The following is a 13591-nucleotide window of genomic DNA, read 5'->3' as shown; positions in this document are numbered from 1 at the left end:
CGATGAGTATAAAACACTCAAAAGGTAGCAGTTACCCATTAGGTGCTACGGTTACCGATAAAGGAACCAATTTTTGTATTTATTCGAAGGGTGCAACAGCTATTGAATTACTTTTATTTAATGACAAGGACAGTCCAAGACCTTTCCATGTTATTCGATTAAATCCACAAACAAACAAAACATTCTATTATTGGCACGTTTTCGTAGAAGGCATTGGTCATGGTCAGGTGTATGGCTATAGAGCATTTGGCGACTTCCTTCCTGAAAAAGGGGCTTGGTTCGACGGTAGTAAAGTATTGGTCGACCCCTATGCGAAAGCTGTGTGCATGAACGACAACTATTCTCGTAAAGCAGCCATCCGTCCGGGTGACAATTGCTTGCACGCATTAAAAAGTATTGTCATTGATGATAGAGAATACGATTGGGAAGATGATAAACCTTTATCTCGTCCGTATTCGAAGACCATTATCTATGAAATGCATGTAGAAGGATTTACTAAAGATCCATCTTCAGGTTTAAATGATGAAAAACGAGGTACTTATGCAGGTCTGATAGAAAAGATTCCTTACTTACAAGAGTTAGGAATTACGGCTGTAGAATTACTTCCAATTTATCAATTTGATCCACACGATGCGCCTAAAAACCGCATCAACTATTGGGGATATTCTCCAATTAACTTCTTTGCTCCTCACTCTTTATATGCCATGGATCAGAAAGATCCAACAGCACCTGTGAGAGAATTCAAAGACATGGTAAAGGCATTACACAAAGCAGGAATCGAAGTAATCCTTGATGTAGTGTACAACCATACAACCGAGGTTAATCCAGAAGAAGGTCCAACCATCAACTTTAAAGGTTTGGATGCTTCGACTTATTATATTTTAGATCGTCACAACAACTATAAATTCTTAGATTTCTCTGGTTGTGGTAACTCCTTTAACGCCAATCATTCCATCGTAAGAAGAATGATTATGGACTCCCTTCGTTATTGGGTATCGGAGATGCACGTTGACGGTTTCCGTTTCGATTTGGCTTCAGTACTTTCGAGAGACGAGTACGGTAATCCATCAGAAAACCCTCCAATTCTTTGGGAAATCGAGTCCGATCCAATTCTTGCTGGTACTAAAATGATTGCCGAAGCTTGGGATGCTGCTGGTTTATATCAAGTAGGATCGTTTGTTGGCGACCGTTGGTCAGAATGGAATGGAGTGTATAGAGATGTACTTCGTCGTTTTGTCAAAGGAGATGATAAGCTGGTAGGTGCTTTTGCAGGTTGTGTAGAAGGATCACATCACGTTTTCCAAAATCAAGAAGAAAGAGATCCTAACCGTAGTATCAACTTTATTACTTGTCATGATGGCTTTACCATGAACGATTTGCTGTCTTATAACGAGAAGCACAATTTAGCCAATGGCGAAGACAATAGAGATGGATCCAACGATAACTTCAGCTGGAACCACGGTCACGAAGGAGGAACTGATAATTGGGAAATCGAACATCTTCGTAAGAAGCAGATGAAAAACTTCTTCACTTTACTACTCCTTTCTCAAGGAACACCTATGATTTTAATGGGTGATGAAGTAAGAAGAACCCAACATGGTAACAATAACGCTTACTGTCAGAATAACGATCTAAGTTGGTTCAACTGGAACGATCCTAATCAACATGAGGATACTTTACGCTTTGTGAAAAAACTAATTCAGTTTAATCTAAAGCACGAGGTTTTCCAAACAGAGCGTTTCTGGAGTTCTAAAGCAAGAGCAAGAAGACCAATCATTACTTGGCATGGCTGCGAATTTGATTATCCAGATTGGAATGATAATTCCCACGCAATTGCTTATATGTTGACCTCTCCAAATACAGGAGAACAACTTTACGTGATGGTCAATACCTATTGGGAGAAATTAGAATTTGAAATTCCTGAACCTACCATTTATGCACAGCATACAGAATGGAAAGGTATGATTGATACAAGTAAAGAGGCTCCAGAAGATATTTACGAATATGATGAGGCGCCAATTGTAACAGCAGGCAAAATGACCCTGAACCCGAGATCAGTAGTGGTGTTGCAATCTTATTAAGACAATAACCCCACAGACTTCTTATTTAGTCTGTGGGGTTATTTTTTATTTAGAAGCTACATCTTTTACTCTATCCGATGTATCGTATTTTGTAAGGGTTAAACGAACTATGCTATTTTCTTTGGCAATTAAATTATGAGGAATACCTCCATCTAAAGCTAAAATATCTCCTTTCTCTAAATGATGAATTTCTCCTTCTACTCCAAAATCTAGCTTACCATCTACTAATTCTACAACAATAGGATATTGTGTTTTATGTTCTTTCATTTCGACCCCACTCTCCATTGCAATACGAATCTCTTTGGTAAAATTCGTTTCAAACAATACGTTTACAACAGGTCTTTGTGAGTTGAATTCTATGTTTTTTAATACAGATGATGTTAGCATTTTCTTAAAATTTTAATGTGAAATAATCTATTGATTTCAATAAATCAACCCCCAATTGGAATTGATTTATTATTGAGTTAAATAAAAGATAAATTAGTCTTTTATTTAGAATGATTCAAAATTAGAGTAGCACTTATTCATTTTCAAGAATATACATCATTAATAATCAGTGATTTTAACCACTAACAATCATTATAATTCAAGTGATTACAAAAAAATCGGGTCAATATCAATCAACCCGTTCTTTGTAGAAATCGAATCTTGTTTACATCAAATAGTATTTGATGAAAAACCAGACTATATTTTATCTAGAAACTCTCCTACTTTCTTCGAAAATAATTCAGGTTCATTCATCATCATATAATGTCCCGAATGAGGAAGTTCTACAGAAGTAATTTTTTCTGCATCTAAATGCTCAATTAATTCATCTCTCAGTTTTTTAGATACACAATAATCGTATTTACCCCAAATCAATAAAATAGGGAAATCCAATGCTTCCATGTTTTGATTATTGTTCGTTAGGAGCACTTCAGGAATAAGTGAATTGTTTGAGGCAATTGCTCTCTCGGACCATTGCATTTTTTCGATGTTTACATAACGATGAGCATCAGGCATTTTATCTAAAATGTAATATGCCAAAAGAGAAGAATTTTGAGGTGTTTTCTGCTTTGCTACATCCTTCCAAAAATCTAAGTTTTCTTCTTGTGTCAAATGTTCCTTTACTACGGCATCAACATCATCAAAAGCATATTCTAATAACTTCGTACCGTCGGTAACTCCCGCTGCATCTATCCATGCAGAAATCTTTGCTCTATGTTCTGGTAATGACAAATAAGATGAACTGAGCATCCCTCCCCAACTATGTCCAAAAAGAACAATTTTTTTATGAGGAAATACTTCGTGCATCTCATCTACTACATGATCCAAATCAGATACATATTGATCTATGGTATAATACTTTTTATCGTCTACTCCTTTGGAGTCTCCTGCCCCTCTTTGTTGCCAATAAGCCACGAGGGTGCTTTTCTCTACTAACTGAAGCCCTGTTTTTCCATTAAACGTACGGTAGTCATCTACCGAACTTCCAGGACCTCCATGTACAACTAAAAGCAGTGTTTTAGCATTCATATTTCCATGTACTTTTACCGGCATGGTCTCATGATTATTTGATACATGAATCACCTCATCTATTGGGCGATAATCCTGACCAAATAACACTCCACTAAATAAAAAAATGATCACAAATACCAGTTGGTGTGGACATAGTTTCATAGGTGTATTTCTTTTGTTAAGCAGTAAGTGAAAACTATCAAATGATATTAATTAAAAATTTAATCACAATCATTTACATTTATTGAATAATTATCATTAAATTTCCGTAAAATTTCACAATTTTCAACGATTTACGTTATTATCATCATTTTTTAAAATTCTAAAGCAAATTTGATAATCGCATTTTGAATTGATAACAACTAACACCGCAAACAAACGAAAAATTAACAAGCAAAGTGACATGAAATTTTCGAAAATTAATTGGGTAGGTATGGCTAAAAAAGACAAAGGATCAGCATACCCAGCATTAGAAGAAATTATTAATAATTATACAGTTGGAATTAACGACAAAGCAGATAATTCTGACAAAGAGGTAGAGTTCTTATTTGAGGTACAAGAAAGAAAAGTACTTGAATGTAGGGTTGCCCTTGGTAAGCATCTTATTTTCTCAGAGCCATTTGATAGTGCACCCGATCCTCTTGCAGAAGACGAGTGGATGATTTCGGTAAAAGTGAGCTTTTTAAAATAATGGTTTTACAAAAAAAAGAGGAAAAATGTTCGTTACATTTTTCCTCTTTTTACTTATTATCAATTAGTTGATTTGAAAATTGACAACGAAATAGTTTCTGCTGATGGTGGACTTTACTGAGCTCCAAGGGGAAGGTCCTCCATTGCTTTCGTAACGATATTCAATTCCGATTTTTTTATATCTAAATCCTAAACCTCCAATCAATCCCATTGAGTGACTTCTTGGGTCTGAACCAATAAAAGCCTCGTTTAAATCTGGAGGTCTATTACTGTCTAAATTATAACTCACCCAACGTTCTGTTTTAGAATTCATCATAAATGAATTTGTAAGACCGAAATTCAAAAACAGTTTAGATGATTCTGATAGATAAAAAGTATATCTAGCCATATTCATCATCTGAAAATAATTAAAATCCAACATCACATCATGCGTATAATGAGACGATTGATATTGACCTTCATATTTTGAATTGATTAAACCAAACTCATTATAAATAGACCATTTCTGATTTTTAACTGGTAAAATAATATCCAATGAGATTCCAGGGTAAAAAGCAGAAGACCTGCTATAATTTTCTACTCTCACCACAGGTTGCATGGGACCTTCAAAATTAATTGAAGAAGAGGTTTGGCCTGCAGTAATACCAAATTTCACTTTCATTTTCACAACATCTATCACTTCGCTCTCCCCAACTTCCTTTTGATACACCTCGAATAACCTTTGCAATGAGGAAATATGATGTTTAGTGTATTTAATTTTAGAAATAGTTTTTGGATGCCCTCTAAAGTAATAAGAAAGCTGCCCTAAATACATTTTATTATAGGCTTTAGCATATCGTATGCTCTCCGTTTTACTGATATCTTTTTTATATACCTTATACTTTAATAGAACTAATTTCTCATTTTCAAAAATATAAAAATTCGATTTTGTTGTGGATCTATACATGTACAAAGGTCTAGAACCACCAATAATTTTTTTAACAAAAAGCTGTTCATTTTTTGTTTCCACCCCCGAGGAATCTGACATTGCTTCCAAACTATGGGAAGCACTAATTTCGTGGTCAACTGTTTGAGACCATAGTGTGAGATCACTACTAATAATTTTATAGGTGTTTTGGGGAGTTAGTTCTAACTCTACTCCTTTGTCTGATACAAAATCAACGGATTGTGGGGTTTTAGGTATACCTTTATCAAAAATTTTTCCTGATAAAGTATCCATTTCATTCGTAATCACCTTGGCATCTAACCAAACGGTTTGTCCATAAATAGTGTGCGTTAATACGGATAAGAATATCCATAGAATTAGGTTTAGCTTTTTCATTTTAATTGGTTTGCTGTAAAAAAAAATAGAAGTCAGTTGTTATTAGACAGTAGTCATATAATAATTTAAGATGATACAAATATATTATCGAATCATCCGTCTCACTAATTCAGAAGACTAGATTAAGTAATGTTATATATCTTACGTAATTAATCGGTTATTCATCAATAAATTCGTAGTCTCCAAACTCTCCTTTTGCTGCTTTCCTAACGGCTTGATCGGCTCTTCTTATAGGCTCAAAAATTCTATAATCACCATGGAACTTCTTAATCCAATAAATACTGGCATCCAAACTAATTAAATGTCCGGGTGATATATAAATTGGTTTTACTCCTTTGTTTGATCGGAAAGCTACACCTACCACTTCTTCATCAAGTAGTAAGGGTGCAATGCTAAACTTGCCCGTACCCAATTCTATTTGATGTGGAATCATGGGTTTCTTTGCTACCCCGATAGTTGGAATATCAATTTTTAATCCTAGCCAACAGGCAATCCCAAACTTTCTAGGATGTGCTAAACCATGTCCATCAACAATAACTAAAGAAGGTGTTAGTTTTAGTTTTTTATTCAATATCTGAAGACACTCCAATAATAGTGGACCTTCGTAATAGGCAAAATATCCAGATTGATAAGGGGTGGTTGGTAACTCGTGCATGGTCACAAACGTATTGATCCATTCACCAGTTTTTCCCCTCATGATGTCGCAGGATACAAAAGCACAATCTTCTGTGTAGGCCACATCCATACTACACACTGCATCTTCATCTTTGAACTTTAGCTTAAACTCTCCATCAGGAAAAATCTTTACTTGGGCGGCCATCGCCTCTTGTTCCTTATCTCTTTCTTCTTTCATTTCAAAAGTTAAACTAAAGTCATTTAGTGGGGCAAAGATAAAAGAAAAATAGGATTAATAATTCTTAGTCATTTGTTATATCAAGTCATTTTAGGGGGGATAAAGCTGAACTTTTTATGCTTTTACGGGGGGTAAATGTGTAACAAATACATTTGTCTTGCTGCTTTAAATAGAAAACAAGTAATTGCATTCATATTTAAAATACTTATTCATATTTGAACTAAACAATGCAGCAAAATCCAATAATCGGTACCTTATTACATGCAGTAGGCGGCGTTTCAGCTTCTACTTGTTATGTACCATTTCAGAAAGTGAAGCAATGGAATTGGAATTCCTATTGGCTGATTCAAGCGGCTTTCGCTTGGTTTATTTTCCCATTAGTTATTGGTTACATTACAGTACCTAATTTATGGGAAGTATTCGCTGAATCTCCAACAGAAGTAATCTTCAACGCTTTTCTATTGGGTACGATTTACGGATTCGGAGGCATGTGTTTTGGATATGCGATTAAGGAAATTGGATACTCTCTAACGTATACTATTTCTATTGGAATATCCGCCATTTTAGGAACAATCGTTCCATTAATTATGCATGGCGAATTGATCTCGAAATTCTACGAGCCAGGTGGCAACATTATTTATTTAGGTATGTTCATTTCTCTGATTGGCATCGGGCTTTGTGGAGTTTCGGGTTATCGTAAAGAAAAAGATCTTAAAGAATTAAATATCGATACTGCTGATCAACCTTCTTTTAATATGAAGAAGGGATTTATGCTCACTTTAGTTGCAGGTGTACTTTCGGCCGTATTTGGCATCTCTTTAGAAGTAGGTGCTCCAATTGCTGAAATCGCTGGAAAACACGGGGCTGGCTATTTCGAAGGCAATGCCAATCTGATGTTGTCGACTATGGGTGCATTTGCTACTAACCTTGTTTGGTTTGTAGTTGTCGGTATCAGACAAAAGACACTAAAAGAAATTGTCGACGTAAAAGGGTTAGGCTCAAAAACGATCAGTACCAACTTTTTCATGTCCATTTTAAGTGGTGCATTATGGTACGGACAATTCTTCTTCTACAACATGGCACATGTGAGAATGGGCGATTTCAAATTCGCCAGTTGGGTAATCCACATGTCTATGCTCATCTTCTTCAGTTACATTTTGGGAATTATCATGAAAGAATGGTCACAGGTAAGCAAGCGTACTTACAATACTTTGCTTTTTGCATTGGGCATACTCATCATTTCTTTCCTCACTATGACTTACGGAAGTAGCATGGGAACGGCTGCTATGGGACATTAATCAAAAGATACAATTTGACTAAAAATATTGAACTGAAATGAAAAAATTAAAAGGAATTACTTGGAACCACAGCCGTGGATTTACTTCAATAGTAGCGGTTTCACAACGTTTCGAAGAACTTTATCCTGATGTACAAATTTCTTGGGAGAAAAGGTCGCTTCAAGCTTTCGCTGATGAACCTATAGATCAATTAGCAGAAAGATATGACTTCCTTATCATCGATCATCCTTGGGCCGGTTTTGCTGCCCGTACTCAAGTGATCATGCCCCTTGATACATTACTTCCACAAGCTTTTATGAAAGATCTGGAAGAAAATACTGTAGGTCGATCTCACGAAAGTTATGCCTACAATAATCATCAATGGGCTTTGGCTATAGATGCGGCAACACCTGTCGCATCCAGCCGTCCAGATCTTTTCGAGAAAGAAGGGCTAAAATTCCCAGAAACTTGGGATGATTTAGTGGAGTTATCAAAAACTGGAAAAGTGGCTATTCCTGGTATTCCTCAAGATACATTAATGAGTTTCTACATGGTTTGCTCTACTTTAGGAGAAAATGTATGTGAGACAAAAGACTATGTTGTTTCAGAAGAAATTGGATTAAAAGCCCTCGAGATGCTTAGAGATCTAGGGGAAAACATCAAAGAAGAAAGTTACGATTGGAACCCTATTAAAGTTTGTGAGGCCATGACCAAAACTGACGATTATGTGTACGCTCCTTTCGGATATGGATATACTAATTACTCAAGAGAAGGTTATGCTCGCGTTCCATTAAAGTATCATGATTTGGTAGCCATCAACAATCAAAAACTGATTAGTACGTTGGGTGGAACCGGCTTGGCTTTGTCTTCTAAATGTGAAGAAAAAGAATTGGCATCGAAGTTCTTGGAGTTTGCTGGTTCTTTAGATGTTCAAAAGGGAATTTTCTTTGATAATGGCGGACAGCCGGGACATAGAAAAGCATGGACAGATCAGAGAGTGAACAGCAAATGTATGGATTTCTTTAGAGATACACTTCCGGCTTTGGATCGTGCGTTCTTAAGACCTCGCTACAATGGTCATATGTACTTCCAAGATAGAGCAGGTGCCCCAATTCGTGAGTTCATGATGAAGGGTGGTGATTCTAAAGTGCTCTTGACTCAATTAAATGAATTATACATCAAATCGCTTACTCAAAATGACTAATTCAAAACCATTAGAGGGCCTTTTGGTGTTGGAGTTCTGTCAGTTTTTGGCAGGTCCATCAGCAGGATTGCGTTTGGCAGATTTGGGTGCTCGTGTCATCAAAATTGAGCGTCCGAATCATGGTGAAGCTGGACGTCAGATTGCCATAAAGAATTTAAGAGTGGATGGAAGCAGCTTGGTTTTCCATACTCTCAATAGAAATAAAGAATCTTACGCAGCCAATTTAAAGGATGCAGAAGATCTACAAAAGGTAAAAGAACTAATTGCAAAAGCAGATGTAATGACTCATAATTTCCGTCCCGGAGTGATGGAAAAAATTGGGTTGGATTATACTACTGTGAAAGCAATTAATCCCCAATTAGTGTACGCAACGGTTACAGGATATGGTACTGAAGGTCCTTGGTCTGCTAAACCCGGACAGGACCTTCTAGTACAATGTATGTCGGGATTGGCACATCTTACCGGAGATAAAAACGATGGACCTACTCCTTTTGGGCTGGCTGTCGCTGACATCATCACGGGATCGCACATGGCACAAGGTATTTTAGCCGCTTTGCTTAGAAGTGCCAAAACCAATAAAGGTGCTTTAGTAGAAGTTAGCTTATTGGAATCTATGCTTGATTTTCAATTTGAAGTAATCACTACCTATCTAAACGATGGAAATAAACTTCCTCAAAGAGCAGAAAAAGGATCTGGACATGCTTACCTAAGTGCTCCTTATGGAGTGTATGCTACAAAAGATAGTCATATTTCTTTAGCAATGGGCGGCTTCGATAAACTAGTTGAATTACTTGATACCAACCTATTAAAAGGATATTCTGAAGAAGAAACTTTTACGAAGCGTGATGAGATCATGAATACGCTTCGTGATATACTTTCAGAGAAAACCACTCAAGAATGGTTGGACCTATTTGAACCTACTGGCATTTGGTGTTCAGCAGTTCTCGACTACGAGCAATTGATACAACACGAGGCTTATAAAGTCTTAGAAATGGATCAAAAACTATCGCTTGATACAGGTGAGTTTATTCATACTACACGTTGCCCTATCCGCTTAAATGATGAGAGAATATTTGCGTCGAAACCGGCTCCTAGAGTGGGTCAAGATACAGATGCGATTGCCAAAGAGTTTAACCTATAAAGACAAAAATATGCTTCCATTAAAAGATATATTAGTAGTTGATCTAAGCCAGTTTTTGTCTGCTCCATCGGCTACACTTCGATTGGCAGATCTTGGTGCGAGAGTCATCAAAGTAGAACGCCCCGAAACAGGTGATATCTGCCGTCAGCTTTATGTTTCCAATGTAATGCTCAATGGTGAGTCTTCCGTTTTTAGAGCGATCAATAGAAATAAAGAGAGTTTTCAAGCCGATTTAAAATCGGATATCGATAAAGAAAAAGTACTGAAACTAATTGCTAAAGCAGATGTTTTGGTCCACAATTTCAGACCGGGAGTCATCGAACGTTTAGGGTTGGATTATGATACGGTTAAAGAAATAAATCCTTCGATTGTTTACGGTGATATTTCTGGATATGGTTCCGAAGGTCCATGGTCAGCTAAGCCTGGGCAAGATCTATTGCTTCAATCGTTATCAGGTGTTACGTGGTTAAGTGGTAATGCCGATAAAGGGCCGGTACCTATGGGTATTGCCATTGTTGATATTTTGGCGGGAGCTCACTTGGCTCAAGGTATCATCGCTTCATTAATCAAAAGATTCAAAACCAATCAAGGAAGTAAAGTATCGGTAAGCATGTTGGAGTCGATTTTAGATTTCCAATTCGAAACGATCACGACCTATTATCACGATGGTGGTGAACCTACTGTAAGAACCGCAAGCAATAATGCACACGCTTATTTAGGCGCTCCTTATGGGGTTTATGCTACTAAAAATGGACATTTAGCCCTAGCTATGGGTGCTATCCCAGTATTGGGAGAACTACTTAGTTGTCCGTCTTTAACCAACTATCCTGAACCTGATACTTGGTTTACACAAAGAGATGAAATCAAGAATATTCTGGCTGAACATTTACTTACTGCAACCACAGAACATTGGCTTTCTATTCTAGAACCTGCCGATATCTGGTGTGCAGATGTTTTGAATTGGGATACCCTTTTCAAGCACGATGGTTTCAAAGCCCTCAACATGATTCAGAATGTAAAAATGGGCGATGGATTCGAGTACAAAACCACTCGTTGTCCTATTAAAATTGATGGAGAATACCTCACATCAACTTTAGGATCTCCATCAATTGGAGAACATACTCAGGAAATTTTGAAAGAATTAAACGCTATGGATCATGAAGGAAAAGTTGAGAATTGCTGTTCGTAAATTCGGACCTTTTGAAAGTGCTCTCCAAAAGATTTGGGACGACTTCTGCACGCAAAGATCATGTGATGTTGAATTAGAAGCTATTCCAATGGACTTGCACCCTCTCTACGATACGACCTTAAAAGAATACGGTCTAAAAAATGGAGAATGGGACATTGCATTAATGAATACCGATTGGATTACGGAAGCCTACAGCACTAAATCCATCATCGATCTTATGCCATTTATTGGTGACGATCCTTCTGCAATTGAAGCTGCTTGGAGCGAATCACTTCTTGGTAAACAACGTTTCGGAGATGCAGTTATGGGTCTTCCTTTTCACAACGGCCCCGAGTGCTTGATGTACAGAACTGATCTTTTCGAAGATCCTATTGAAAGAAGATTATTCCAGAAAAAATATAACAGAGAACTTTCTGTACCTAAAACATGGGACGAACTGATGGAGGTAGCTTCTTTCTTTCACCGTCCTCTCATGAACTTGTACGGAACCACTTTCGCGGCTTATCCTGATGGACACAATACCGTCTTCGATTTCTGTCTTCAGCTATGGACAAGAGGAGGACAATTAATCACTGAAGAGGATAAAGTGGTCCTTCATTCAAAAGCGACAGTAGAAGGAATGAAGTTCTACAGAAAAGCACTTCAAAATAAAGAAGCAATCCATCCTAAATCCAGAGAATTTGATTCTGTAGATGCAGGCTTAGCTTTTGCCAATGGCGAATTGGCTTTAAGTGTGAATTGGTTTGGATTTGCAGCCAACTGCGAAGTGAGCCCAGATTCAAAAGTAAAAGGCAAAGTTGATGTGGCTTACATCCCTGCCGGTGAAGGTGGAGAAGGCGTTTCTCTAAATGCGTATTGGATGTACGTGATTGGTGCAGGTAGTAAAAAACAACAATTGGCTTACGACTTTATCAAGTATGCTACATCAGTTAAAAACGACGAACTCCTGACTTTAGAGGGCGGTATCGGATGCCGTGTTTCGACTTGGAGAAGTCCTAAAGTAAATCAAGAAATCCCTTATTATCATAAACTAGAAGAACTACATAAAAACACAGAATCATTGCCTCGAATGAACAATTGGTCTCAAGTAGCCGACATCATCGATGAGTTAGTGATAAAGGTAATCAACACAGAAGAAGACATAGAAAACATCTTAGCCAATGCACAAGAAAAAGTGGATCAGCTTGAGCTTGTGAACAGTTAAATCAATAATGAAATGGAAATAAATTATCAATATACCTTACCAAAAATAGCTCGCCCGATCATTATTATCGGAGCAGGAGGTATTGTCAACGATGCACATATGCCCGCTTATAGAAAAGCTGGATTTGAAGTATATGGCATCACCAACAGAACAAAAGAACGTGCAGAAAAAATTGCGGCAAAATTCGATATCCCCAGAGTATTTGATAGCATCGATGATGCTATCGCCCAAGCTCCGGAGAATGCCGTTTTCGACTTAACATTAATGCCGAATCAGTTTGTAGCTACCTTAGAAAAATTACCTGATGGTGCTGCAGTTCTGATTCAAAAACCTTTGGGTGATTACTTTGAGCAAACGAAGGAAATCATCGAAGTATGTAGAAGAAAAAAGCTTATCGCGGCAGTCAATTGTCAGTTGCGTTTTGCTCCTTATATCATGGCGGCTCGTGATTTAATCAATAAAGAAGCCATTGGTAAAATCTACGATATGGAAGTTAAGGTTTCGGTGTATACTCCATGGGAAATCTTCCCTAACGTGATGTATCATCCTAGATTAGAAATCCAACAACACAGTATTCACCATATCGATTTAGTGAGATCGTTCCTGGGAGATCCAAAAGGAATTATGGCGAAAACTTTAAAGCATCCTTCTAAAGAAATGTCGTCTACCCGTACCAATGTAATCATGGAATATGATGATGATGTTCGAGCATTAGTAAGTACAAACCACGACCATGTTTTCGGGTTCGATCATCAAGAAAGCTATGTGAAATGGGAAGGTACAAAAGGTGCAATATACGCAAAAATGGGCCTTTTGATGAACTACCCAGACGGTATGCCCGACTCTTTCGAGTACTGTATTCTTGAGGAAGGCAAAAAGCCAGAATGGAAAACCAAGCAATTGGAAGGTTCTTGGTTCCCAGACGCATTTATCGGTACGATGTCTTCTTTAATCTGTTATGCCAACGGAGAATCGGATCACTTAGATACTTCTATTGAAGATATTCTAAAGACCATGCATGTGGTAGAAGCCGCGTATAAATCAAGCGATATGGGTGGAGTGAAGCCTGAATACGGATCCATTTAGGGAACACCAATCGATTAAATTATTCTGATCAAAAAGCAATAAAAATAT

12 protein-coding genes are annotated in these 13591 nt (G+C 37.4%); 8 read left to right on the top strand and 4 right to left on the bottom strand.

Features of this window, described 5'->3' with window-relative positions:
- Window positions 1-2 precede the first annotated feature (2 nt).
- Complete coding sequence (glgX, locus tag KMW28_RS04490) at window positions 3-2081, top strand: glycogen debranching protein GlgX (protein WP_169664334.1); 2079 nt, start codon at window positions 3-5, stop codon at window positions 2079-2081.
- A gap of 45 nt (window positions 2082-2126) precedes the next feature.
- Here the strand turns inward: glgX and KMW28_RS04485 are convergent, their stop codons facing one another.
- Both KMW28_RS04485 and KMW28_RS04480 read right to left on the bottom strand, forming a co-directional pair.
- Window positions 2127-2468, bottom strand: coding sequence for a cupin domain-containing protein (locus KMW28_RS04485; RefSeq protein WP_169664333.1), 342 nt, complete (start codon window positions 2466-2468; stop codon window positions 2127-2129).
- A 297-nt stretch (window positions 2469-2765) separates the two neighbouring features.
- The gene (locus KMW28_RS04480) at window positions 2766-3740 is read right to left on the bottom strand and encodes an alpha/beta fold hydrolase (protein WP_169664332.1); all 975 of its coding nucleotides are present in this window, start codon (window positions 3738-3740) and stop codon (window positions 2766-2768) included.
- A gap of 241 nt (window positions 3741-3981) precedes the next feature.
- Here KMW28_RS04480 and KMW28_RS04475 point away from each other — a divergent pair, with 241 nt between their 5' ends.
- A complete protein-coding gene (locus tag KMW28_RS04475; RefSeq protein ID WP_169664331.1) occupies window positions 3982-4269 on the top strand; it encodes a hypothetical protein in 288 nt (95 codons plus the stop codon).
- A gap of 63 nt (window positions 4270-4332) precedes the next feature.
- Here KMW28_RS04475 and KMW28_RS04470 read toward each other — a convergent pair whose 3' ends face one another.
- The gene (locus KMW28_RS04470) at window positions 4333-5589 is read right to left on the bottom strand and encodes a hypothetical protein (protein ID WP_169664330.1); all 1257 of its coding nucleotides are present in this window, start codon (window positions 5587-5589) and stop codon (window positions 4333-4335) included.
- Between the two features lie 157 nt (window positions 5590-5746).
- Window positions 5747-6442 (bottom strand): endonuclease V, encoded by a 696-nt coding sequence (locus tag KMW28_RS04465; protein WP_169664329.1) that lies wholly within the window; start codon window positions 6440-6442, stop codon window positions 5747-5749.
- Between the two features lie 227 nt (window positions 6443-6669).
- Here KMW28_RS04465 and KMW28_RS04460 point away from each other — a divergent pair, with 227 nt between their 5' ends.
- The 6 genes from KMW28_RS04460 to KMW28_RS04435 are packed head-to-tail and all read left to right on the top strand — an operon-like array spanning window position 6670 to window position 13543.
- Complete coding sequence (locus KMW28_RS04460; RefSeq protein ID WP_169664328.1) at window positions 6670-7740, top strand: L-rhamnose/proton symporter RhaT; 1071 nt, start codon at window positions 6670-6672, stop codon at window positions 7738-7740.
- 37 nt (window positions 7741-7777) lie between these two features.
- A complete protein-coding gene (locus KMW28_RS04455) occupies window positions 7778-8923 on the top strand; it encodes an extracellular solute-binding protein (RefSeq protein ID WP_169664327.1) in 1146 nt (381 codons plus the stop codon).
- Entirely contained in the window at window positions 8916-10064 is a 1149-nt protein-coding gene (locus KMW28_RS04450) for a CaiB/BaiF CoA transferase family protein (protein WP_169664326.1), read from the top strand. The genes KMW28_RS04455 and KMW28_RS04450 overlap by 8 nt, the downstream gene beginning before the upstream one ends.
- A 10-nt stretch (window positions 10065-10074) precedes the next feature.
- On the top strand, window positions 10075-11253 hold the full coding sequence (locus KMW28_RS04445; RefSeq protein WP_169664325.1) for a CaiB/BaiF CoA transferase family protein: 1179 nt from the start codon (window positions 10075-10077) through the stop codon (window positions 11251-11253).
- Window positions 11222-12457 (top strand): ABC transporter substrate-binding protein, encoded by a 1236-nt coding sequence (locus KMW28_RS04440; RefSeq protein ID WP_205958185.1) that lies wholly within the window; start codon window positions 11222-11224, stop codon window positions 12455-12457. The genes KMW28_RS04445 and KMW28_RS04440 overlap by 32 nt, the downstream gene beginning before the upstream one ends.
- 12 nt (window positions 12458-12469) lie before the next feature.
- Window positions 12470-13543: a Gfo/Idh/MocA family protein gene (locus tag KMW28_RS04435; RefSeq protein WP_169664324.1), complete on the top strand. Its 1074-nt coding sequence runs from the start codon at window positions 12470-12472 to the stop codon at window positions 13541-13543.
- Window positions 13544-13591 lie beyond the last annotated feature (48 nt).

Origin of the sequence: Flammeovirga yaeyamensis (genome assembly GCF_018736045.1) — a bacterium.
In the GTDB taxonomy this organism is placed as follows: domain Bacteria; phylum Bacteroidota; class Bacteroidia; order Cytophagales; family Flammeovirgaceae; genus Flammeovirga; species Flammeovirga yaeyamensis.
Note: the sequence above shows the minus strand (reverse complement) of the source record. Positions and strands in the feature narration are given on the sequence as shown.

What these genes read in the sequence shown, in the direction of transcription:
- KMW28_RS04455 (WP_169664327.1), top strand. Translation starts at nt 7,778, where the DNA reads ATGAAAAAATTAAAAGGAATTACTTGGAACCACAGCCGTGGATTTACT.
- KMW28_RS04440 (WP_205958185.1), top strand. Translation starts at nt 11,222, where the DNA reads ATGAAGGAAAAGTTGAGAATTGCTGTTCGTAAATTCGGACCTTTTGAA.
- KMW28_RS04475 (WP_169664331.1), top strand. Translation starts at nt 3,982, where the DNA reads ATGAAATTTTCGAAAATTAATTGGGTAGGTATGGCTAAAAAAGACAAA.
- KMW28_RS04445 (WP_169664325.1), top strand. Translation starts at nt 10,075, where the DNA reads ATGCTTCCATTAAAAGATATATTAGTAGTTGATCTAAGCCAGTTTTTG.
- KMW28_RS04465 (WP_169664329.1), bottom strand. Translation starts at nt 6,442, where the DNA reads ATGAAAGAAGAAAGAGATAAGGAACAAGAGGCGATGGCCGCCCAAGTA.
- KMW28_RS04460 (WP_169664328.1), top strand. Translation starts at nt 6,670, where the DNA reads ATGCAGCAAAATCCAATAATCGGTACCTTATTACATGCAGTAGGCGGC.
- KMW28_RS04450 (WP_169664326.1), top strand. Translation starts at nt 8,916, where the DNA reads ATGACTAATTCAAAACCATTAGAGGGCCTTTTGGTGTTGGAGTTCTGT.
- KMW28_RS04435 (WP_169664324.1), top strand. Translation starts at nt 12,470, where the DNA reads ATGGAAATAAATTATCAATATACCTTACCAAAAATAGCTCGCCCGATC.
- KMW28_RS04470 (WP_169664330.1), bottom strand. Translation starts at nt 5,589, where the DNA reads ATGAAAAAGCTAAACCTAATTCTATGGATATTCTTATCCGTATTAACG.
- glgX (WP_169664334.1), top strand. Translation starts at nt 3, where the DNA reads ATGAGTATAAAACACTCAAAAGGTAGCAGTTACCCATTAGGTGCTACG.
- KMW28_RS04480 (WP_169664332.1), bottom strand. Translation starts at nt 3,740, where the DNA reads ATGAAACTATGTCCACACCAACTGGTATTTGTGATCATTTTTTTATTT.
- KMW28_RS04485 (WP_169664333.1), bottom strand. Translation starts at nt 2,468, where the DNA reads ATGCTAACATCATCTGTATTAAAAAACATAGAATTCAACTCACAAAGA.